The organism is Beggiatoa leptomitoformis, from assembly GCF_001305575.3.
Classification (GTDB): domain Bacteria; phylum Pseudomonadota; class Gammaproteobacteria; order Beggiatoales; family Beggiatoaceae; genus Beggiatoa; species Beggiatoa leptomitoformis.
In genome coordinates this window covers 3196296-3218481 of record NZ_CP012373.2, presented here as the reverse complement: position 1 = coordinate 3218481, position 22186 = coordinate 3196296, and the positions used below count along the sequence as shown (strand labels likewise).

At 40.8% G+C, this 22186-nt stretch carries 20 protein-coding genes; 12 read left to right on the top strand and 8 right to left on the bottom strand.

The genetic code is table 11. From position 1 onward, the window contains the following. Positions 1-14: 14 nt before the first annotated feature. Positions 15-1631, top strand: a complete 1617-nt coding sequence (gene mshL, locus AL038_RS13525) for a pilus (MSHA type) biogenesis protein MshL (RefSeq protein WP_062153653.1) — start codon at positions 15-17, stop codon at positions 1629-1631. 102 nt (positions 1632-1733) lie between these two features. Here mshL and AL038_RS13520 read toward each other — a convergent pair whose 3' ends face one another. The 3 genes from AL038_RS13520 to folP form a co-directional block, all read right to left on the bottom strand. After that, positions 1734-3869 (bottom strand): type I secretion system permease/ATPase, encoded by a 2136-nt coding sequence (locus tag AL038_RS13520; RefSeq protein WP_062153651.1) that lies wholly within the window; start codon positions 3867-3869, stop codon positions 1734-1736. Between the two features lie 115 nt (positions 3870-3984). Then, the gene (xseB, locus tag AL038_RS13515; protein ID WP_062153649.1) at positions 3985-4176 is read right to left on the bottom strand and encodes an exodeoxyribonuclease VII small subunit; all 192 of its coding nucleotides are present in this window, start codon (positions 4174-4176) and stop codon (positions 3985-3987) included. Between the two features lie 4 nt (positions 4177-4180). Then, positions 4181-5020, bottom strand: a complete 840-nt coding sequence (gene folP, locus AL038_RS13510) for a dihydropteroate synthase (RefSeq protein WP_062153647.1) — start codon at positions 5018-5020, stop codon at positions 4181-4183. 57 nt (positions 5021-5077) lie between these two features. Here folP and rsmA point away from each other — a divergent pair, with 57 nt between their 5' ends. From rsmA to AL038_RS13490, 4 genes are all read left to right on the top strand, one after another. Next, complete coding sequence (gene rsmA, locus AL038_RS13505) at positions 5078-5914, top strand: 16S rRNA (adenine(1518)-N(6)/adenine(1519)-N(6))-dimethyltransferase RsmA (protein WP_062153645.1); 837 nt, start codon at positions 5078-5080, stop codon at positions 5912-5914. A 115-nt stretch (positions 5915-6029) separates the two neighbouring features. Continuing rightward, complete coding sequence (gene glgB / locus AL038_RS13500; protein WP_062153643.1) at positions 6030-8195, top strand: 1,4-alpha-glucan branching protein GlgB; 2166 nt, start codon at positions 6030-6032, stop codon at positions 8193-8195. 23 nt (positions 8196-8218) lie between these two features. Next, positions 8219-8554, top strand: coding sequence for an AAA family ATPase (locus AL038_RS13495; RefSeq protein ID WP_062153642.1), 336 nt, complete (start codon positions 8219-8221; stop codon positions 8552-8554). Positions 8555-8568: 14 nt separating this feature from the next. After that, the gene (locus AL038_RS13490) at positions 8569-9498 is read left to right on the top strand and encodes an AAA family ATPase (RefSeq protein WP_062153640.1); all 930 of its coding nucleotides are present in this window, start codon (positions 8569-8571) and stop codon (positions 9496-9498) included. 263 nt (positions 9499-9761) lie between these two features. On the opposite strand, the gene AL038_RS13485 is transcribed toward AL038_RS13490, so the two are convergent. Then, positions 9762-12215, bottom strand: coding sequence for a serine/threonine-protein kinase (locus tag AL038_RS13485; RefSeq protein WP_062153638.1), 2454 nt, complete (start codon positions 12213-12215; stop codon positions 9762-9764). Between the two features lie 297 nt (positions 12216-12512). Here AL038_RS13485 and aroQ point away from each other — a divergent pair, with 297 nt between their 5' ends. The 3 genes from aroQ to accC all read left to right on the top strand — a co-directional run bounded on the left by aroQ (position 12513) and on the right by accC (position 15029). Next, positions 12513-12968 carry a type II 3-dehydroquinate dehydratase gene (gene aroQ, locus AL038_RS13480; protein WP_062153636.1) on the top strand — a complete coding sequence of 152 codons (456 nt, stop codon included), beginning with the start codon at positions 12513-12515 and terminating at the stop codon, positions 12966-12968. Positions 12969-13069: 101 nt separating this feature from the next. Beyond that, positions 13070-13531 (top strand): acetyl-CoA carboxylase biotin carboxyl carrier protein, encoded by a 462-nt coding sequence (accB, locus tag AL038_RS13475; protein ID WP_062155542.1) that lies wholly within the window; start codon positions 13070-13072, stop codon positions 13529-13531. Between the two features lie 154 nt (positions 13532-13685). Then, positions 13686-15029 carry an acetyl-CoA carboxylase biotin carboxylase subunit gene (gene accC / locus AL038_RS13470; RefSeq protein ID WP_062153634.1) on the top strand — a complete coding sequence of 448 codons (1344 nt, stop codon included), beginning with the start codon at positions 13686-13688 and terminating at the stop codon, positions 15027-15029. Positions 15030-15156: 127 nt separating this feature from the next. Here accC and AL038_RS13465 read toward each other — a convergent pair whose 3' ends face one another. Genes AL038_RS13465 through AL038_RS13455 form a run of 3 tightly spaced genes read right to left on the bottom strand, consistent with a single transcriptional unit; the run spans position 15157 to position 17517 of the window. Further along, the gene (locus AL038_RS13465; RefSeq protein WP_062153632.1) at positions 15157-15849 is read right to left on the bottom strand and encodes a site-2 protease family protein; all 693 of its coding nucleotides are present in this window, start codon (positions 15847-15849) and stop codon (positions 15157-15159) included. 9 nt (positions 15850-15858) lie between these two features. After that, positions 15859-16494, bottom strand: a complete 636-nt coding sequence (locus tag AL038_RS13460) for an L-threonylcarbamoyladenylate synthase (RefSeq protein WP_062153630.1) — start codon at positions 16492-16494, stop codon at positions 15859-15861. Positions 16495-16497: 3 nt separating this feature from the next. Further along, entirely contained in the window at positions 16498-17517 is a 1020-nt protein-coding gene (locus AL038_RS13455; protein ID WP_062153628.1) for a lysozyme inhibitor LprI family protein, read from the bottom strand. Positions 17518-17830: 313 nt separating this feature from the next. On the opposite strand from AL038_RS13455, the gene AL038_RS13450 reads away from it, so the two are divergent. The 3 genes from AL038_RS13450 to AL038_RS13440 all read left to right on the top strand — a co-directional run bounded on the left by AL038_RS13450 (position 17831) and on the right by AL038_RS13440 (position 20721). Beyond that, complete coding sequence (locus AL038_RS13450; protein ID WP_145917110.1) at positions 17831-18079, top strand: hypothetical protein; 249 nt, start codon at positions 17831-17833, stop codon at positions 18077-18079. Continuing rightward, complete coding sequence (locus AL038_RS13445; protein ID WP_066246144.1) at positions 18007-19584, top strand: ShlB/FhaC/HecB family hemolysin secretion/activation protein; 1578 nt, start codon at positions 18007-18009, stop codon at positions 19582-19584. The genes AL038_RS13450 and AL038_RS13445 overlap by 73 nt, the downstream gene beginning before the upstream one ends. Positions 19585-19704: 120 nt before the next feature. Then, positions 19705-20721 carry an Rpn family recombination-promoting nuclease/putative transposase gene (locus AL038_RS13440; protein WP_066246143.1) on the top strand — a complete coding sequence of 339 codons (1017 nt, stop codon included), beginning with the start codon at positions 19705-19707 and terminating at the stop codon, positions 20719-20721. A gap of 236 nt (positions 20722-20957) precedes the next feature. On the opposite strand, the gene AL038_RS13435 is transcribed toward AL038_RS13440, so the two are convergent. Then, a protein-coding gene (locus tag AL038_RS13435) for an IS1 family transposase (RefSeq protein ID WP_414635091.1) occupies positions 20958-21661 on the bottom strand; the annotation gives its coding sequence in 2 pieces (ribosomal slippage) (positions 20958-21382 and positions 21382-21661; 705 coding nt in all). Positions 21662-21798: 137 nt separating this feature from the next. Here AL038_RS13435 and AL038_RS18820 point away from each other — a divergent pair. Further along, a complete protein-coding gene (locus tag AL038_RS18820) occupies positions 21799-22149 on the top strand; it encodes a DUF4351 domain-containing protein (RefSeq protein WP_145917109.1) in 351 nt (116 codons plus the stop codon). Positions 22150-22186: the final 37 nt, after the last annotated feature.

The window sequence follows — 22186 nt, the reverse complement described above, 5'->3', positions numbered from 1 at the left end:
GAACTGAACGCTGCATGTCATTTTCTTTTCATAACTTATTATTTATATTTAGTATCAATGTGATGTGTTTTATCAGTGCTTGCGCCCCCCAACCGCCTGCGCCATCACAGGGTCATTTAAACAACACCAGTTTGCCTAAGACCAAAGCGAATATTCCGCCCCCCGTGATTCAAACCCCTCCCCTACCACCACCACAGCCTGTACAGCCCTTAGAAACTTATTCAGTAACCGTTGATAGTGTGCCTGTAGAAAAGCTCCTGCTTGCCCTTGCTAGAGATGCTAATTTGAATATCGACATTCATCCCGGTATTGAAGGTATTGTTTCTTTAAATGCACTAGACCAAACCTTGCCACAACTGTTGGAACGTATTTCACAACAAGTGAGTTTGCGTTATGAAATTTCAGAAGACCGTGTATTAATCGTCAGACCTGATAAACCTGAGTTACGGACGTATAAAATTAGTTACGTCAATATGAGCCGTGAATCCACCAGTGAAACCGCTATTTCAACGCAAGTTGCTAGTACAGGCACGGTTGCTGTTGGAAAAGGGGGTACGACTATTACGTCAGGCAATAATTCCATTTCTAGCATTAAAAATGTATCTAACAATAATTTTTGGAAAACGTTACAAGAAAATGTGTCTAATTTATTAAACGATAAGGAAAGTACAGGCGCGGAGAAAAATGGCAATGTGACGATTAACCCTGAAACAGGCATTTTGACGGTGCGGGCAACCTATAAGCAGCATGAAGACATTCAACGTTTTTTAGATGACGTGATGAATAGCGCGCAACGACAAGTATTAATCGAAGCGACTATTGCAGAAGTGACTTTAAATAATCAATATCAAGCAGGGGTTGATTGGCAACGAATCAATGGTAATTTCAGCTATGCGCAACAACTCCTCGCGGGCAATTTGGCACAACCCCCCGCGTATAGTTTCACTTATAGCAATCCTGATAGTGGAACTGGGAATATTTCTGCTACGGTCAAAATGTTGGAAGAGTTTGGCACAGTAAAAGTACTTTCCAGTCCAAAACTCATGGTGCTGAATAATCAATCGGCTATTTTAAAAGTGGTTGATAATCGGGTTTATTTTACGGTTGACGTAACGATTAGCGATACAGATACACGTTCACGCACGGCTTATTCTACAGCGATTAACACCGTCCCCGTTGGATTAGTCATGAATGTTACCCCACAAATCAGTGAGATAGGACAAGTTACGCTGAATGTACACCCGACTATTTCACGGATTATTGGTTTTGTAAACGACCCTAACCCAGAGTTAGCGAGCGCAGGTATAACCAGCCAAGTTCCTGAAATTCAAGTACGGGAAATTGAATCGATTTTAAGGGTTAATAATGGTGATGTAGCGATTATTGGCGGTTTAATGCAAGATACGACAGAACAAGGTAAAATGGGCTTACCCGTCTTGTCCAATCTGCCATTGGTGGGCGATGCGTTTAGCTATCGCAATGATGAATATAATAAAACGGAATTGATTATTTTCTTACGTCCTGTTGTGGTAAAACAAGCCAGTTTAAATGGCGATTTGTCAGAATATCAACACTATCTACCCGATACAATGCCCGATAAAAACCGCGCTACGGGATTAACAGGGCATTAGGCAAACTTAATAAAGTAACGTAACGGATACCATCCCCCTAAGCAATGTTATCCGTCATGTATCACAAATTGATTAACCCCTGAAAATGCCATTTTCTAATAATTACTGTCCTACCCGCACTTCCCCATTTCGCAACGCCTGAATCACTTGCTCACGTTCCCCAACGGCCATAACCTGTCCGTTATCCACCACAATCAGCCGCTCAACCAACGATAACAAGGACTGGCGATGTGTGACAAGGATTAAGGTTTTATCCGCTAAATAGGGCGATAAACGCGCTTTTAACGCCTCCTCCGTACTGCTATCCATTGCGTTGCTTGGTTCATCCAATAATAAAATCGGTGGATTTAACAAAAACGCACGTGCCAAAACAATCGCTTGACGCTGTCCACCTGATAAACCCTCGCCCCGTTCACCAACGCGCATATCAAAACCCAAGGGATGACGATTAACAAAGTCAGTCACCCCCGCCAAGGTTGCGGCACGCAATACCTGCGCGTCATCCGCATACGGCGCGCCAAGGACAATATTATCGCGCACAGTGCCATAAAATAAGGTTGGGTCTTGCGCGACATAGCCCATATTACGGCGTAAATCTTCAGGGTCTATTTGTCGACTATCCACCCCATCTACTAAAATACTACCTGATTCAGGTGGATATAAGCTAAGTAATAACTTTGCAATCGTACTTTTTCCCGAACCAATGCGTCCAATAATGCCAACCCGTTCACCTGCTTGAATACCAAAAGAAACCGCTTGCAAAACCGTTTGTGCTTGTTGTGGATAACTAAACGCCACCTGTTTAAATTCAATATTTCCCTGCAACAGGGGACGATGTACAAAAGGATGATTTAATGGTCGTTCTAACGGCATCCGCATCAAGCGGTCTAATGATTTAAATGCTTGTAACGACTGATGATAACGGGTGATTAAACTGACTACCTGCGCCATTGGGGCTAATGCACGTCCTGTAAGAATTGTCGCCGCGATTAATGTTCCCGTTGTAATTTCCTTATCCGCAATTAAATAAACCCCATAGACCACTACAATAACGCTAGTGAGTTGTTGAATAAAAACTGAAAAATTAACGGATAACGCCGATAAATATCGTACTTTCAACCCACCTTGTGCTAACTGCGCCATTAACAATTCCCAACGGCGTTGCATATTGCCTTCCGCCCGCACGGTTTTGAGCGTTTCCAATCCACTTAAGGTTTCCACCAACACCGCTTGTTTTTGCGCGCTTGCCTGCGTGGTTTGCTGAATAACTTTACGTAAAGGCAACTGTAGTAATAAGCTAAATAGAATAATCAAGGGTATAGCAAATAAAGGCAATAAAGCCAATGCGGGATGTAATAAGCCCCAAATTGCAACCACAAACAGCAACGCGAAAGGCAAATCAATAACCGCTGTTAATGTTGCGGAAGTAAAAAAATCTCGGAAAGATTCAAATTCATGTAACTGATTGGCAAAAGCACCAACAGAGGTTGGATGCGCACTTCGTTGTGAGCCTAACACTTGCTCAAAAACGCGACTCGATAACACAATATCTGCACGTTTACCAGCAACATCAATAAAATACCCGCGTAAACTGCGCATTAAAAAATCAAATACAAACACAATCAACATACCAATCGCCAAAACCCATAATGTTTCTAAAGCATTATTCGGTACAACGCGGTCGTACACATTCATAACGAATAAAGGCGAAGCCAAGGCGAATAAATTAATCAGCAACGACGCTAACAATACTTCGGTATAAAGTCCCCATGATTGCCATAATGTTCCCCAAAACCAACTTCTTGGGCGCGGTGCATGTTCTGCCTCTGCCGTGCGTTGGTCAAAAGCATAAACAGGGCGCGCAAATAGCACCGACCCGCTATAGTTTTTCGCCAATTCACTCAGTTCTATTTCACTACTGCCTTCACCAACCGCAGGAAAGATGACTTGTACACGTTTTTTACCCACCTGTTTGAGTAAAATGCACGCTTGCCCGTCAGTAAGCAGTAACACCGCAGGCAAATACAATGCACTTATGCTGGCTAAGGGTTGCGCGGCTAAACGGGCGGACAATCCTGCTCGCTCAGCCGAACGGATAAACGTTGCAGGGGAAAATTGATTGTTTTCTAAGGGTAATCCTGCCCGCAGTGCATCCGCTGAAAAAGGCTTGTTATTCAACTTGGTTAATATCACTAAACAGGCAAGCAAAGGGTCATCAAGTAATGTATCAGAGGACATGAGAATGGTTGTTTTCTATGCGATAAAGTGATGCAGTCATTAAGTCACAAAAAGAAAAGAAAGGATATGGCTTAATATCGTCGCAACACGGTGAGGAAATGATAAATATCTGTTATTACTCAACGGTTTTTAATACTTTTTCTACCGCTGCAATTCTTTCCTGACACGCTTTATAAGCCTTACTGGCTTCTTCAACTAAGGGAATTAATTGGTCTATATCTAAGGCTTCTTCTTGGCGCATGGTCTCTGCGATGGTTTTTAGCTTGTTATAATTGCGCTGATAATCTGTGGATTTTTTGGCTGCCATGGTTTTAAGCCTCTACGTGTTCTTGTAAAACTGCATAAGCCGTTTTTATGACATCAACGGTTGCAGCAACATCATGGGTACGCACGATTTTTGCGCCTTTGCTAATCGCTAACACTGCCAGTGCTAAACTGCCATAAAGCCGTTCAGCAACGGGTTTATGCAATACCGTTCCCAGTAAAGATTTTCGCGATACACCAATTAAAACAGGATAGCCCAATGCCGTTAATTGTTCTAAACGATTCATTAATTGCAAATTGTGTTCAGGGGTTTTACCAAAGCCAAAACCGGGGTCTAACCAAATACGGTCTTGCGTGATACCCGCTTGTAAACAGGCTTGTACACGGGTTTGTAAAAAGTCGCAGACTTCGCGGCTCACATCGGTATAAGTGGGATTTATTTGCATGGTTTGTGGCGTGCCTTGTTTGTGCATTAAACACACGGTGATATGGGGCGATGCGGCAACAGTTTGTAAACTACCTTCTTCACCTAATGCAGCAATATCATTAATAATATGCACCCCTGCATTTATTGCGGCACGCATTACGCCTGCTTTATAAGTATCAACAGAGACTTGTACGGGCAATTCTGCTAAGACTTTTTCTATAATGGGCATAACACGGTCTAATTCTGCCTGTTCAGCGACGGGCTGCGCGTTTGGTCTGGTTGATTCTCCGCCAATATCAATTATTTGCGCGCCTTCTTTTACCAAACGTTCGGCGTGTTGTAAGGCGATATCTTGGGCGGTAAATTTGCCACCATCGGAGAAAGAATCGGGGGTGAGGTTTAAAATACCCATCACGAGCGGGGCGGTTAGGGGAACGGTGGTTTGTGTCATAATGGGCATATTCGAGCGTTAGTTTCAGTTATTAAAGTCACATTCATCAAAAAAGTTATCTTCTCTATGAGCCAGCCAAGTGCTTTTCCACAACCGCGTAAACGGTTTGGACAGAATTTTTTACATGATGCGTCGGTTATTGCACGCATTATTCAAGCGTTCGCACCGCAACCCAAACAGCAGATTGTAGAAATAGGGGCGGGACGTGGTGCATTAACATTGCCATTGTTAGAATTGTTAGGGCAATTAAGCGTTGTTGAAATAGATCGGGATTTAGCCACGTTATTGCAACAGACCTGTGCGCCATTAGGGAAATTAACTTTATATCAAGCGGACGCGCTAAAGTTTGATTTTGGACAACTCGCACAGGCAGGTCAATCATTACGGATTATTGGCAATCTACCCTACAACATTTCTACGCCATTGTTATTTCACCTATTAGAATTTACACCCTGCATCAGTGACATGTTATTTATGTTACAAAAAGAAGTGGTTGACCGTATGACAGCAGCCCCTGATACGGCGAATTATGGGCGATTATCCGTAGCGTTACAGTATCGTTGTCAGGTGGAAAAATTATTTGATGTAGGGTCGGGTGCATTTACGCCCGCGCCGAAAGTAGAATCGAGCATTGTACAATTAATTCCTTATCAAACATTGCCCTGCCCTGCAAATGATGAAGCCGTTTTTCAGCGTGTGATTACCAGCGCGTTTGCACAACGACGGAAAACATTACGAAATAATTTAAAAAATCTCCTATCTGATACACAAATTCAGCAAATGGGTATAGACCCACAAACCCGTGCGGAAACGCTAGATGTAGCAGATTTTGTACGCTTAGCGAATTGTTTGTCTGAATCAGGATTAACCGAATTAAAAGACCAGAAAACAACAAAAGTATGACGTTTACGTATTCTCTTGTGTTGGTGTTGTATTTTATTAAAAAGATTACATTATGTAAGACGTACCATATTATGCAGACGCGTATTTTATCCCTCCTTTCTCAGGAAACCGTGAGATGACCCCTCCATTATCTTCTGATATTCAGAAATTGTTGTCGGCTTGTCACCACGACCCGTTTGCCGTGTTAGGACGACATGTAAACGGAAAAAATTGCATGGTGCGAGTCCTACTTCCCCATGCCGAGCAGGTACGATTTTTACATGCGCCCCTATCCCTACAGCGAATAGGCAATACCGACATATTTGAATGGCACGGACAAGCAACAGAAGTACCTGATAATTATCAGATTCAATGGAGCGACCAATACGGCATTCACCAACGTTATGACCCTTATTGTTTTCCCCCGCAACTCACCGAGTTTGATTTGCATTTATTTAATGAAGGAAAACATCGCCATGCGTATCAATTTCTAGGTGCGCATCAACATCAAATTAACACTATAGACGGTATATTATTTGCCGTTTGGGCCCCTAATGCCGAGCGTGTGAGCGTGGTTGGCGAGTTTAATCAATGGGATGGGCGCATACACCCCATGCGAGTACGCGGAAGTAGCGGTGTTTGGGAACTTTTTATTCCTAATCTGGCGACCTGCAATCTTTATAAATTCGAAATCCGACAACGGGCGACGGGTAATATATTTATTAAGTCAGACCCTTACGCACAAGGCTGTGAAAATCGTCCGCACACCGCCAACTATGTAGTGCCTAATTCACAACACGAATGGCAAGACGCAAATTGGCTGGCTAACCGCGCACAGAGCCAATGGTCGCACCGCCCAATGAGTATTTATGAAGTCCATTTAGGCTCGTGGCAACGAAATGAAGCAGGCAAATTTTTAAATTATCGAGAATTAGCCCATCGTTTAGTCGCATACATTGAACGCTTAGGCTTCACACACATAGAATTATTACCTATTGCCGAACACCCCTACGATCCTTCGTGGGGTTATCAAGTGACGGGATTTTACGCACCAACTAGCCGTTTTGGTTCACCCGATGATTTTCGCTATTTTATTGATTATTGTCATCAACATAACATTGGTGTATTACTCGATTGGGTTCCCGGACATTTTCCTAAAGACGCGCACGGACTAGCACGATTTGATGGAACGGCACTTTATGAACATCCTGACCCACGCAAGGGCGAGCATAAAGAATGGGGAACGTATGTTTTTAATTACGCACGCCTTGAAGTTCGCAGTTTTTTAATCTCTAACGCATTATATTGGTTAAAAATTTTTCATATAGATGGATTACGGGTTGATGCGGTTGCCTCCATGTTATATTTGGATTATTCGCGTAAAGCGGGTGAATGGTTGCCAAATCAATATGGTGGACACGAAAATATAGAAGCTATTTCCTTTCTCCAAGAATTAAATAGCGTGGTACAAGCAGAATGCGCAGGCAGTTTAATGATTGCTGAAGAATCGACCAGTTGGGCGCAAGTCACTCGTCCAAGCTCAAATGGCTTAGGATTCAGTATGAAATGGAATATGGGCTGGATGCACGACACCGCTATCTATTTTAGAGAAGACCAACAACATCGTCGTTATCATCATCAACTACTCACTTTTGGTATGTTGTACGCATTTAGTGAAAACTTTGTCCTACCCTTTTCCCACGATGAAGTTGTACACGGCAAAGGTTCATTACTGAATAAAATGCCGGGAGATACATGGCAAAAATTTGCTAATTTACGGTTATTATTTACCTATTTATGGACATATTCGGGTAAAAAACTATTATTTATGGGCTGTGAATTTGGGCAAGAACGCGAATGGAGTGAAGAACGGGCATTAGACTGGGAATTATTAGATAAGCCTAATCATCAAGGAATACAAAATATTGTAAAAGATTTGAACCAACTTTACTGTCAACAACCTGCACTACATCAGTTTGATTTTGAAGGACAAGGATTTACATGGATTGATTGTAGTGATAATAAACAATCGGTGATTGCTTTCAAGCGTCGTGCGGGTGCAGAAGAATTGCTCATCCTTTTCAATTTCACGGCTACACCGCGTTATAACTATCGTATAGGCGTGCAACAATTGGGCGTGTATCACGAAATTTTCAATTCAGATTCCTATCATTATCAAGGCAGTAATATGGGAAATGACGCGATAACCGCAGATAATCAAACGTGGAAAGAATACCCATATAGCGTATCTTTAACATTACCGCCATTAGCGGGGATTATTTTACAGTTAAAGACAAGTTAATTACGGATTTAAAGAGAAAATAAATGATTATTACAATTGAAAATTTTGGGGTGATTAAACACTTTCAATTCGATACGGAAAAGGATTTATATCTATTGTTTGGTAAAAATAGCATGGGCAAATCTTATGCTATTTCTTTAGTTTATTTAATTTTTAAGAATATTAAGCTATTGAATTTTGAATTTAAAATAAAGGAGTCAAGTAAAGAATTAGACGAATGGGGGTATTATAAAAATGAAATGGAAAAAACGCTAATTGAGCTGTTTGAAAAATTTATAAAAACGTTATCAACTTCGTTGGAAAATACTTTTTCTAGCATAGAAAACTTACAAAATAAATTTACAGAAAAATCACCATAACAGGAGTAGCGTTTTTGCTACTTTTGGGAATAGAGAAAAAAGCTAATCAGAATAAAGCAATACAACTTGTTATTTTGAATTTGGAACTCAACAACGATGCGGTTAAGCGGTTCGCAAAAAAACTTCGTGCCACTGAGAATATTCGAGAAAAGGTCTATTCTCATAGGATAGATTTAGTTCGCAACTTTTTTAAGGAATTAGATTCTATTAATGATGTTTATTATTTACCTGCTTCACGGTCAGGTTTATATCAAGCACTTAATGCTTTTGGAGCAATTTTTGCGGAACTTGCAAAGAATCGCAGTTTTACGTCAAAACCAATCAGCATACCTGCTATTTCTGAGCCTGTAGCAGATTACTTTTTGCATTTATCTAATATTACGTCGCGTAAGTCTAACCATGATTTGCAATCTTATATAGAAGAAATTGAAAAAGAAATTCTACAAGGAAGCGTTGAATTTAATAGTGAAACAAAACACTTGTTGTTCACACTCAGTAATTTACCTCTAGTCTTAGATTTATCTGTAACTTCCTCTATGGTTTCAGAAATATCCCCAATTGTTGCTTACTTAAAATATATTCTGTCCACAAACAAGAAACAAAAACCATTAATTTTTATTGAAGAACCCGAAGCACATTTACATCCTGAAAACCAAGTGAAATTGATGGCGGTCTTTGCACGATTGGTTAAAGACAATAAAATCAAATTAGTTGCTACATCACATAGCAATTATATTTTTAACAAAGCCAGTAATTTAGTTATTGACAATAAAATTGACAGGGGAAAATTTGTTGCTGTTTTATTTGCTAATACATCAGAAGGAAGTGAAACAAGAGCGTTAGAAACTGATGAATATGGAATAGAAGACGATAATTTTATCGACACAGCAGAAAGTCTTTATACAGAAAAAATGGCATTATTTGATAAATTAAATGCGCAATAATATGTTTGATGCCATTCATAATAATACTGAGTTATCTCATATAGCTAACGCAACTTAAAAAGCAGCTTAATGTAGGGTGGAATAGCGTAGCGTATTCCACCATAAAACGCCAAAAATAGCTGAGTTTATGCAGAAAGCTTGCACTGTTGTGGAATACGGCTTGCGCCTATTCCACCCTACAATAATCATTTTAAAGTGCGTTAGCTATAGAACCACACCCCGCTTTATTAACCATAAACCCTTGTTAAATTTATCGGTCGCTGTTAAAACGATGGCGTAAAAATCAACGGGCGACTGGGTTTTTCTTTTTCATCCTCCTGTTTTTTCTCTTCTTTCTGTGTTTGCTGTTCGGCTAAACGACGGCGAATATCCGTTTGCAATGTTAATAAGGTCGCGTTGTTTGCTTGCGCGGTCAGCCCTTTTTCAACCAGTGCTAATCCCTCTTGTAACGCTGCTTTTTCCACTCGTTCTTGTGCTAGTTGTGCATAACGATTGGCTATTTGTGTTAATCCTGTTAAGGCTTGGGTGTTTTTTTCGTCTAATAATAATACGTTGTGATAAATATAAATGGCGGTTTCTAATTGCCCTGCTTTAATTTGTTGTGTGGCGGTTTTTAAAAGCGTTTGTAGGGGATTATCCGTGCTTGAATTGGAGGGGAGCGGGGTTGTCGCGGGGGGTTCTGTTGTTGGAACGGGTGGCGGTGTTGGTTTGTTGGTGGGGAGTAGGTATTGTTGAGCCAGCGCGAGTAAATTGGGATGTGTGGGGAGTACTTTTAAACCTTTTTCAATCAGATGTGCGCGTTTTTCAGGCTGGCGTTCTGCACGCGCCATGCGTTCGTATTGTTCAGCAATACGTAATAATCCTGCTTTGGCTTGGGCTTGTTCGGGGTCTAAGATTAAAATTTGTTGATAACTGTTGTAAGCATTATCATCTATTGGTTCAGTGAGTTGTAGCGCGTTTATTTGTTGTTCTGCTTGTGCTAAAAGGGTTTGAATACGTGATTCTCGCGCTAAGGTTTTTTGTAGGGTTAAGAGGTTTTGATGTGTGGGAAAATACGTTAATCCTTGTTGTACAATGGTTAATTCATCAGTCAGTGTGGTTTGACGTTTAGCAAGGTTTACATATTCATCAGCCAGTTGGCTTAATCCTGCTTGTGCTTGGGGATTGCTTGAGTCTAATTGTAGTATTTGTTGATAAGTTTGATAGGCTTCTACCAGTTGGGCTAGTTCTAGTTCATGGGTGGCTTTGTTTAATAAATCAGCTAATTGTGTTTGTTGGTTTTGTTCTTGAATTAGTTGCGATAGTGTGTGTTCTAAATTAACGAGTTCTGTTTGTTGGGGTAATAAACTTAATCCTTGTTGTATTATTTTTAGACTATTTGATAAATCCCCCTTGTTTTTCAGTAGAATAGCTTGTTGCTGGTAGATTGCTGCGAGTTGTTTTAGTCCTTGTTGCGCGGCTTGGTTGCTGGGGTCTAGGCGTAAAATTTGTTGATAAGTTTCATAAACATTATTGCCTGCTGGGCTTGTTAGTTGTTGCGTTTGCCATTGTTGTTGTGCGGTATTGAGTAGTTTGTCTATGGGTGCGGTAAAGGGGCGAAAATAACTAATACTGGTAATGATAATAATGAGTAGGAATAGAACACTAGACCAAATAAAGCGTTGATGTTTAGATGCGGTGGTTTCATCGTTATGCGGGGTGGTGAGTGGGGCAAACGGTTCACCGAGTAGGGCAGCTTTAAAATCAGCAACGCTTTGAAAGCGGTTTTCTAGGCGTACTGCAAGGGCTTTTTCAATGGTTTGGCTCAAAAAGGGGGGAATATTTAAGCCTGCAATGTCGGTGAGGGAAATTAAGGATTCTTCACAAAATCGGTCGGTCGCGGCGGGGGGTAACATGCCACTGAGCAGTTGGTAGAGTAATGCACCACAGGCATAGATATCTGTCCATGCACCAATTTTCCCGCGTCCTGAATATTGTTCTAAAGGTGAATAGCCGTGTTTAAGGACTAAATCTAAACTACGACTGTGTTCGCCCATGATGTGGCGCGCCGCGCCAAAGTCTATGAGAATAGGTACGCCTGTTTTAAGGAGCAGAATGTTGTGTAAGGATATATCACGATGATAAATATGTTTATCGTGAACCACGCTTAATGCGTCTAAGATGGGTAAAATAATATTTAAGGTTTGTTCTGTAGTGATTTTACCACCATTTTTGTCTAAAAAAACGGCTAAATTGTCGCCATCAAGAAAATCCATCACCATATAGCCTGTTTGATTTTCTTCAAAAAAATTACTGACGCGGACGATGTGAGGATGATCAAATTTTGCTAAGTTGCGGGCTTCATCAATAAATAAAGCTAATCCTTGTTGAAAGGCTTGGTCTTGATTTTTGAGCGGAACGATGGTGGACTCCGCAGAGGCACGGCTAGCAAGAGAAGCGGGTAAATATTCTTTAATGGCAACCCGCTTTTGTAACCAGCAATCTATACCAATATAGGTAACGCCAAATCCGCCTTGTCCTAGGGGTTTGCCAACAATATATTGATTTTTTAACAGCGTCTTTGGTTTCAGGTATAATGGATGATCTTTATGTGTTAATGCATTGTAACCACAAGCGAGACAAACCTCTGCTTGTCCCTTGTCGAGCATACAGTTGATGCACAATGTATCTAGCAGGGTTGTGGTAATGACAGTCGGCATTGTTGTTGGTAAAGTCATGGTAAGTAAAACAAAGTTATACCGTATAATATTAGATGTATAAAATATAAATCAAACAAAAAGTTATGTATTGGCGCAGTGCAAAAACAATATAGATTATTGTTGATTTAGTCTTGAATTACCAAGTTTATTTTTGGCTTGTTGTGTAAATTTAGTGTTTTAAAGACAATGTGACCACTGTGCAAGTTTTTCAAATCTAACCCGCATCTAACATCGGTTTTGGATGCTTATAATCGTGAGCAATAATGCTTGCATTAATTCTTATCATTCATCAATCAGCAAAAATAATAAATAATTATGTTTAATATACTGGTTTTACATGGTCCGAATTTAAACTTGCTAGGCGAGCGTGAGCCTAAACATTACGGACGTGCGACGCTTGTCGATATTAATCAAGCCTTACAAAACATGGCACAAGCGCATCGTTTAACAACGTTTCAAAGTAATGCGGAATATCAATTGATTGAACGTATTCACGCTGCACGGCATGAAAATATTGATTTTATTATTATTAACCCCGCCGCTTTTACCCACACCAGCGTTGCTCTGCGTGATGCATTAGCAGCCGTCGCAATACCTTTTATTGAAGTGCATTTGTCTAATGTACATGCACGTGAGCCTTTTCGCCAACACTCCTATTTTTCTGATTTGGCAGTGGGGGTTATTTCAGGACTTGGCGCACAAGGTTATATGCTTGCCTTACAAGCGGCATTCACTCTGTTGCGCGATAAAAATGAGCAGGTGAGTGTGTAACACATTCATTCTGTTACTATCCTATTTCTGCCCATTATGCTACGGCATGGTAAAACCCGCCCGCGCCTCTGGAAACAAATGTTTAGAGAATATTTATGCCAATGGACATTCGTAAAGTAAAAAAACTAATTGAATTGTTGGAGTCTTCCAATATTGCCGAGATTGAAATTCGGGAGGGGGAAGAATCCGTTAGAATCAGCCGTTATGGCACACAACCGCAACAAATGCCTATTTATGGGTATCCACAACCTTATCCAGCACCACAACCTAGCGTAAATCCAGCGACAACATCTACGCCGTCAGATGTATCTGCAACGCCACAAATCACGGGGCATGTTGTCACCTCTCCAATGGTTGGCACGTTCTACCGCGCAGCTTCTCCTGCTAGCAAGCCTTTTCTTGAAGAAGGACAACGGGTTTCTGTCGGTGACACGTTAGCGATTATTGAAGCGATGAAAATTCTCAATCAAATTACCTCCGATTATGCGGGCGTGGTTCGCAAAGTCTTGGTGGAAAATGGCTCGCCTGTAGAATATGGTGAACCCTTATTTATCATTGATTAAACTAATATATGGACAGTCCCCCGCTTCTCGCGTTTTCTAACACGCAAGGGGGACACGCTGGCAGTTATTCATCATCACACCCACCTTTGCTGTGTCAAAATTAACTCAACCAGCACCACCATTCCAACTGTAGAGATTTAAAGAGGAATATTACATGCTGTCGAAAGTCGTTATCGCTAACCGTGGTGAAATTGCACTACGAATTTTACGTGCTTGTCGGGAAATGGGAATTCGCACGGTAGCGATACATTCCTCTGTTGACCGTGAGCTAAAACATGTCCGTTTGGCGGATGAATCTGTCTGCATAGGCCCGCCCCCCTCTGGACAAAGTTATTTAAATATTCCCGCCGTTATTAGTGCCGCAGAAGTTACGGATGCAGTTGCTATTCATCCCGGATATGGTTTTTTATCTGAAAATGCGGATTTTGCAGAACAGGTTGAAAAAAGTGGTTTTATTTTTATTGGTCCACGCCCTGATACGATCCGTTTAATGGGTGATAAAGTGTCCGCGATTGCTGCCATGAAAGCTGCAGGTGTGCCTTGTGTCCCGGGGTCTGATGGCGTATTAACGGAGGATATGGAGCAGAATTTTCGGATTGCCCGCGAGATAGGCTATCCTGTGATTATTAAAGCGGCGGGCGGTGGCGGCGGGCGAGGAATGCGCGTTGTACATAGTGAGGCGGCGTTACACAATGCGATAACGCTCACTTGCAATGAAGCGGGGGCGGCTTTTGGTAATGATAAAGTTTATATGGAAAAATTCTTGGAAAATCCTCGTCATATAGAGTTCCAAGTATTAGCTGATGAACATGGACACGCGATTCATTTAGGCGAGCGTGATTGTTCTATGCAACGTCGTCATCAAAAAGTGTTAGAAGAGGCCCCAGCACCGGGGTTGCCCAGAAATTTACGCAATAAAATTGGTGAACGTTGCGCACAAGCCTGCCGTGAAATTGGTTATCGGGGGGCTGGGACATTTGAATTTTTATATGAAAATGGCGAGTTTTATTTCATTGAAATGAATACACGGGTACAAGTAGAACACCCTGTTACAGAGATGATTACGGGCATTGATATTGTTAAAGAACAATTGCATATTGCCGCAGGCGAGCCGTTACGTTATCAGCAAAAAGATATTCGTTTTACAGGTCATGCGATTGAATGCCGTGTTAATGCTGAAGACCCTAATAATTTTATGCCGTCTCCCGGATTGGTTAATCGTTATCATGCTCCCGGTGGGCCAGGTATTCGGGTTGATACGCATTTATACAGTGGGTATCGCGTGCCACCTTATTATGATTCTTTGATTGGTAAGTTGATTGCGCATGGGGAAAGCCGTGAATCAGCCATTGCGCGTTTATCTACCGCGTTAGATGAAATGGTCGTGGATGGCATTAAGACCAATATTCCCTTGCATCAATCTTTATTAAAAGATGCCTCTTTTCAAAAGGGTGGAACAAGTATTCACTATTTAGAAAAGAAATTGGGGTTGATGTAGAAAGTCTTTTTTTATACGGATATCACCACATTAAGCGGTGTTATCCGTTAAAAAAAGCGGTCTGAATCAGTATTAAAAAGCATTAATTTTCCGTTTGATTATTCTGTTTCAGACAAGGGCAAGAAGTTTAATGCGTTAATAAGATGCGTAATAATGCAAACATTTCATTAGGAATGCCTGTTAAATACGATAATTGTACATACAGAAAAATAACCGCTGGAAATACAATGTATCCCAACGCACCTATAAACAATAATCCCAATAAAATAAATAGCCCAAACGGTTCTGAACGTCCAAAGGGAATAGCAAAACGCAAGGGCAATAAACTGTGTAATACGCGCCCCCCGTCCAAAGGCAGAATTGGCACGAGATTTAATAACGCCAACACAGAATTAATAAACATGCCCGCCCCGCCCATGTAAAATAAAAATAAGGCATAGGGTACGCTATCTGCTAATACCCAGCCGATTTTTGCAATAACCACCCAAAACAACGCCATTAGTAGGTTAGATAAAGGCCCTGCTGCGGCAACAAACGCCATATCACGACGTGGGTTATGCAGTTGGTGCCAATTAACAGGTACAGGCTTTGCCCATCCAAACATAAACCCGCTGAGAAGTAACATTGCAATAGGTAATATAATAGTTCCTATTAAATCAATATGTTTAATTGGATTTAGTGTAATGCGTCCTAAGCGTTTTGCGGTGTCATCGCCTAACTTGTTTGCTGCCCAGCCGTGTGCTGCCTCATGTACAGTAATGGCAAACAGAATAGGAATTATCCAAATAGAAACTTGTTGTAATGTGGTCAGTGGAGTCATAGTCGCGGTTTAGTTGGCATCGTCAGTGTCAAACATGTCAATAGAGCCTTTACCGCGTCGTAAGACGACAGGAGGGTCTTCAATCAGGTCGATAATTGTTGTGGGTTCAAAGCCGCAATTACCGCCATCTACGATTAAATCTACATGTTTATCTAGCAGTTGTAATATTTGTTCGGGGTCAGTTTCAGGCATTTCTGCTTGAGGCATGATAAGTGTTGAGCTGATAATCGGCTCGCCTAGGGTTTCTAAAATAGCGAGTGTTATTTTATTGTCTGGCACACGCAAGCCTATCGTTTTACGTTTTGGATGTTGTAAACGACGTGGCACTTCATGCGTTGCTTTGAGCAAAAAAGTATATGCGCCCGGGGTGAGTGATTTCATTAAACGAAAAGCACTGTTTTCAACTTTTGCATACGTCGCAATTTCGGATAAATCCCGACAAACTAAGGTAAAATTGTGGTCTTTATCTGCATTACGAATACGACGAATCCGTTCCATTGCGTCCTTGTCACCCATACAGCAGCCTAAGGCGTAACAGGAATCTGTTGGGTAAACCACAACCTCACCATTACGAATGGCTGTTGCTACTTGGGAAATAAAACGCGGTTGTGGATTTTGTGGATGTATAGATAAAAATAAACTCATAACTTATTGTGCTTCCATATCTAGGGCTTGTAATTCGCTTACCCGACTTGCTGTTAAATCCTTTTTTGCCGTTAGCATGGCAATATCCTCTTCTGCAATACCTTTATAAGCTCCTGTAGAAATGAGTAATTTTGCGTTCGTGTCCCGAAAAACGAGCCACGCACGTTGCGCCGCTTTTAAACGTTCCTGTTTGTCAGCATCAAATTTATCATTGAGTTTTTGATAAATTACATTCAGGGCTTGGTCAGCTACATTATATTCATAATCCGCACAAGAAAGGCGTTGGCTTGGGGTTTGTGCTTGCTGACATTCATAATGTTTGAGAAAACCCACATCGTAGGTGGTGAGCAGTTTTTGCAAATTTTGAAAGAAAAGGGTTTGTGTGTCATCTATATGACGGCGTATCCAAAAAAGGACTGCATTTTTTACGATATTCCCCTCATACAAATTGTTACTGCTCAAAGCAGCAAAATCATAATATTTATCCGCGTAATAATCAGGCAGACTTTTACTTTTTAATAAGCCCAAATAAGTTGTTTTTTCTTGTGTTAGAAAATTAGGTTGCGCTTGTAATTCTTTATAAACAACAAAATAAGTCCGTGCTAAAGGAGCGATATAGGTATCATACAAGGGTTGCAAACGCATTTGAGTTGCTTTGTCATCGCTGGTTAAAATAAGCATATTACCAAGCCATTCGACAAACGCAGGATTGTAATAACCAAAACTTTCCTTATTTTTCAAATCTAGCGTTGTCTCTGTGTGTGGTCCTTGCACAAAAATTGCCTTACCAAATAACTTGTGTAAATCGTCATAACCTAAAAATGTTTTCGCATGACAATAAAAACTTAAGATACCGCCATTAGGAAAGTAATCGTATAAATCAGCACACTGATTTGTGGTTTTATCCAAATTATTCCATACATTCTTTACGACACTATCCCCTTCTGCCGCCCGTAAAGCGCAACTGGATAAAAGCAATGCGTAAAAACTTAAACGAATGGGTAGTAACAGGAATTTTTTCATGCTCATTGTCCTATCTATTTGTGTAACTTCATAAATCTTTGTGTATTATAAGCTAAAGCAGTATCACTATTGTATGTGTTCGTTAGCTATTCAATCAGATTAGCAAGTGATAAAGTGTGGCACAAAATATATATTTTGCTTTTTTGAACGCAAATTTACGCTATTTTGTTCATTTAATCTGTTTAATATATAAATATTATTTTTGATTTCGCGTTTGGAAAGTTTGATTCAAACCAACTGTAAACTGCAAAACCGTTTTATCCTTGCTCGTACTGCCCCGATTTAAACCACCTTGCTTACCATGAGATATGTCATGAACTCTCCGTACCAACCATTTTGGGTAATAACATACTTTGCTGTTTTGTTCGGTTTGCTTTGGAGTTTGCCAACAATTGCAATTCAGCCTGAAAGCAATCTTAATTCTCAAGAAAGACGGGAGTTGCCTGATTTTTCCGCCCCTGATACGGCAGTGACTCCCATAACACCCGTATTGCCACCCTTACCAGCACTCCCCCCTTATCTGATGATGAACCGTTATCTGCTGTTCCCAGTGTATTTGTAAAACAATTTGTTTTTGTTGGTAATACTGTATTTAGTCAAACGGATTTAACCGAGATAGTACAAACCTATCAAAACCGTAAAATCAGTGCTGAAGAATTGCAAGAAGCAAAAAACCGCATTACACGCCACTACATAGATAATGGCTACATCAATTCTGGTGCGATTATCCCCGACCAACCCGTTAAAGGAGGTATTATTACGTTGCAAGTGATTGAAGGACAACTCAGCCAAGTTAATATCACAGGCAATAATTATACAAACGAAGCCTACTTACGCAGTCGTTTAGAAAACAATGTCGGTGAAGTACTTAATATTAATGAGCTACAAAGAAAGTTACAATTATTACAACAAAATCAACTAATCAAACGGGTAAATGCTGAGCTAGGACCGGGTGTCCATTTAGGTGAGGGGGTTTTAAACGTTAAAGTAGAAGAAAATCGTCCTTATAGCCTAGGGCTTACCTTTAATAACCACCGCTCGCCAAGTATTGGTTCATATCGGGGAGAAATCGATGTTCAACATTTAAATATAACAGGACACGGAGACCAATTTTATGCCCGTTATGGTTTAACCGAAGGGCTAGACGATTGGGCGATTAACTATAAATTACCGATTAATCGCGCTGATACAACGCTAAGTTTTAGTGCAGAACAAAGTGACTCAAGCGTTATAGAAGACCCTTTTGCACAATTGTTAGTTAAAAGTGAGGCTGATACTTATAGCGTAACATTAAGCCATCCATTTTATCGTGTTGCAAACCAAGAATTTACGCTTGGATTACGGTTAGAAAAACGCAGTAGTCAAACCTATTTACTGGACCAAGGTTTCTCTTTCTCTCCCGGTGTGCGTGATGGCGAGAGCAAAATTACAGTTATCCGTTTTTCTCAAGATTGGTTAGACCGCAGTCGTGTTCACGTCATTGCTGCCCGTTCTAGCTTTAATGTGGGTATTGACGCGCTTGATGCAACTATCAATGAAGATGGTTCGCCCGATGGTAAATTTTTTACGTGGTTAGGACAGTTTCAATATGTGCGTCGTTTAGATTTCTTTGAAACCCCTTTACTGAAAGACAGCCAAGTATTGTTACGGACAGATTTACAATATGCGCATAATGAACTACTACCATTAGAAAAATTTTCAGTGGGGGGGGCATCAACCGTTCGGGGTTATCGAGAAAATCAATTAACCCGCGATAATGGTTTTGTTGCCTCAGTAGAATGGCGATTACCCTTGATGAGTTTACGCATCCCTAAAGTGAGCCATGAACCTGATGATGGTTTATTACAACTCGCGCCCTTTTTTGACTATGGACGTGCTTGGAATACAGGAAGTTCTACCCCCGACCCCAGAGATATTTCTAGCGTGGGATTGGGTTTACGATGGTCTCCTAGCCAAAAAATAAGAACAGAAGTGTATTGGGGTTATGCCTTGCGTAATGTTACAGGTGGCGAAGAATATGATTTGCAAGATGACGGTGTGCATTTTGAACTAAGTATGCGCTATTAACCTAATCTTGAACGTCTTCTACTGACAAGGATTGTTTTACGCGCCATTATGAAGAAGATAACAAGATAAGGAATGAATCATCTGTTATCTTCTCTGATTTTCTAAACGGGCTAAAACGCGATGAATCTTCACGACACCAGCTACAAACTGCTCTTTTCCTATCCCGAAATGGTTAAAGACCTACTCACAGGCTTTGTACATGAAAAATGGGTAGAAAATGTCGATTTCAACACCTTAGAACCCTACAAAACCGACTTTATCAGCGAGAAATTCCACAGTCGCAATGATGACCTGATTTGGCGCGTTCGTTATCAAGAAAATTGGCTATACATCTACATCATCCTAGAATTTCAATCCTCTATTGATGATTTTATGGCAATTCGCCTGTGGGTTTACATCGGCTTACTCTATCAACATCTGATAAAAACCGAAAAACTCAATCGTCATGACAAACTCCCCCCCGTTTTGCCTTTAGTTCTCTACAATGGCAATCAACGCTGGAATGCCCCAATTTCACTAGACAGTTTGATTCATCCCGCACCTGAAGGATTAGCACAATATCGTCCACAACTACACTACTTACTCATAGACGAATTAGCGTATCAAGATGCGGAACTATCACCCTTAAAAAACCTTGTTGCGGCATTATTTCGCATGGAAAATAGCCGAAATCACGAACAAGCAGATACTATAATAGTAGAAGTCATCAAAGCCTTAGCGGACTGGTTAGACTCCCCCGAACAAGCAGGATTAAAACGGGCATTTGTAGCATGGTTAAAACAAATTTATTTACCGCGCCATTTACCCAATACCCCGATGCCTGTTATTAATGAATTAGAAGAGGTTAGAATTATGTTAGAAGAACGTGTGCAACAATGGTATGCCGAAGGAATGCAAATAGGTGTACAACAAGGATTGCAGCAAGGTGAATATTTTGGGTTACAACGTGGCAGGCAAGAAGAAAAACAACGGGATATTTTAATGATATTAGAAATCCGTTTTGGTGAGTTACCACTTAGTCTTGTCGAGCAAGTAAAAAGTATGACGGAGATGAATTTACTAGAAACCTGTTTAAAACAAGCCGTATTAGCTGAATCATTAACCGTTTTTTGTGAGCAATGGGCGAAAACGAATTAACATACTTTACCTATACAATGCCTATTCCCATGCGTCAGCGTGGGAATGTCTATCACATCATGCAGGTGTTATTTAAAAACCTCGTCTATTTGCATGTTATCTAGCATATCAAGATGCAGAACTATCGCCCTTAAAAAACCCTGTTGCGGCATTATTTCGCATGGAAAATAGCCAACATCATGAACAAGCAGGATTAAAACGGGCATTTGTAGCATGGTTAAAACAAATTGGTAGTGCTAAAGAAGCAGTGATTTGTTATAATCATTAATGAAAAAAATAGTAGCCCCGATGTGATTTTCTATCTTCTTGGAGAAAGATAAGGTTTTCCTCACTAAACGACTGACACGCTGTCTTAACGTATTATTAAATCGCTCTATATGATTGGTCAGCCCCGTCTCCTTCCCTACCGCTTTATGCCGTTTACTCGGTAGAACTTTCTGGTACGCTTCCCAGAAGTCGGTGTAACAGACTGCACATTGCCGATATACCGCTGGGAGTGAGTCCCAGAGTGCTTGCGCTCCCTCCGCATCTCGCTTTCCAAAGGCAATCCCGACAACCTCTCGTGAGTCTCTATCTAACGCTAACCATACCCACACTTTCTGGCGACGCTGCCCAACAAATGACCACATCTCATCGCATTCTAAGCGCAACTGTCCTTTTTTTTAACCGCTTGTTCTAGTCTTTGTTGCGCATACAAACCATTGACATAATGTTGTAGCCATGTGCCTGAGATTCCCGTAACACGGGCTATTCCTCTTAACGAGAGTTTTTCTTTTAATAGCTTGTCCACCTGTGCCCACGTCTCTTGGCTTATGTATTTCTTGGTGGGTTGTTCTACAAATCTCCGTCCGCATTCGCGACATTTGTAGTTTTGTGTCCCTGTGCGGGTTTTTCCGTATTTCACGATGTGTGTCGCTTTACAGCTTGGGCAGGTTAGCATTTTAGGGACTCTTCTCTTTCTTCTGTTTTCTTATTTTAATATCACTTTCTCTTTAGCACTACCAACAAATTTATTTACCGCGCCATTTACCCAATACCCCGATGCCTGTTATTAATGAATTAGAAGAGGTTAGAATTATGTTAGAAGAACGCGTGCAACAATGGTATGCCGAAGGAATGCAAATAGGTGTACAACAAGGCTTGCAACAAGGTTTACAACAGGGTGAATATTTTGGGTTACAACGTGGCAGGCAAGAAGAAAAACAACGGGATATTTTAATGATATTAGAAACCCGTTTTGGCGAGTTACCACTTAGTCTTGTCGAACAAGTAAAAAGTATGACGGAGATGAATTTACTAGAAACCTGTTTAAAACAAGCCGTATTAGTTGAATCATTAACTGTTTTTTGTGAGCAATGGGTGACTTTGCCCGTTGCTTCTCGTCCCTTAGTGGCGTGTTATGTTGATTTGGAAAATGCTTATAAATAATAAAAAACTATTTAAGGATACTCCCCCATTTATGGGG

Excerpts from the sequence above, each read along its gene's own strand:
- mshL (WP_062153653.1), top strand. The coding sequence starts at position 15 with ATGTCATTTTCTTTTCATAACTTATTATTTATATTTAGTATCAATGTG.
- AL038_RS13520 (WP_062153651.1), bottom strand. The coding sequence starts at position 3,869 with ATGTCCTCTGATACATTACTTGATGACCCTTTGCTTGCCTGTTTAGTG.
- xseB (WP_062153649.1), bottom strand. The coding sequence starts at position 4,176 with ATGGCAGCCAAAAAATCCACAGATTATCAGCGCAATTATAACAAGCTA.
- folP (WP_062153647.1), bottom strand. The coding sequence starts at position 5,020 with ATGCCCATTATGACACAAACCACCGTTCCCCTAACCGCCCCGCTCGTG.
- rsmA (WP_062153645.1), top strand. The coding sequence starts at position 5,078 with ATGAGCCAGCCAAGTGCTTTTCCACAACCGCGTAAACGGTTTGGACAG.
- glgB (WP_062153643.1), top strand. The coding sequence starts at position 6,030 with ATGACCCCTCCATTATCTTCTGATATTCAGAAATTGTTGTCGGCTTGT.
- AL038_RS13495 (WP_062153642.1), top strand. The coding sequence starts at position 8,219 with ATGATTATTACAATTGAAAATTTTGGGGTGATTAAACACTTTCAATTC.
- AL038_RS13485 (WP_062153638.1), bottom strand. The coding sequence starts at position 12,215 with ATGACTTTACCAACAACAATGCCGACTGTCATTACCACAACCCTGCTA.
- aroQ (WP_062153636.1), top strand. The coding sequence starts at position 12,513 with ATGTTTAATATACTGGTTTTACATGGTCCGAATTTAAACTTGCTAGGC.
- accB (WP_062155542.1), top strand. The coding sequence starts at position 13,070 with ATGGACATTCGTAAAGTAAAAAAACTAATTGAATTGTTGGAGTCTTCC.
- accC (WP_062153634.1), top strand. The coding sequence starts at position 13,686 with ATGCTGTCGAAAGTCGTTATCGCTAACCGTGGTGAAATTGCACTACGA.
- AL038_RS13465 (WP_062153632.1), bottom strand. The coding sequence starts at position 15,849 with ATGACTCCACTGACCACATTACAACAAGTTTCTATTTGGATAATTCCT.
- AL038_RS13460 (WP_062153630.1), bottom strand. The coding sequence starts at position 16,494 with ATGAGTTTATTTTTATCTATACATCCACAAAATCCACAACCGCGTTTT.
- AL038_RS13455 (WP_062153628.1), bottom strand. The coding sequence starts at position 17,517 with ATGAAAAAATTCCTGTTACTACCCATTCGTTTAAGTTTTTACGCATTG.
- AL038_RS13450 (WP_145917110.1), top strand. The coding sequence starts at position 17,831 with ATGAACTCTCCGTACCAACCATTTTGGGTAATAACATACTTTGCTGTT.
- AL038_RS13440 (WP_066246143.1), top strand. The coding sequence starts at position 19,705 with ATGAATCTTCACGACACCAGCTACAAACTGCTCTTTTCCTATCCCGAA.
- AL038_RS18820 (WP_145917109.1), top strand. The coding sequence starts at position 21,799 with ATGTTAGAAGAACGCGTGCAACAATGGTATGCCGAAGGAATGCAAATA.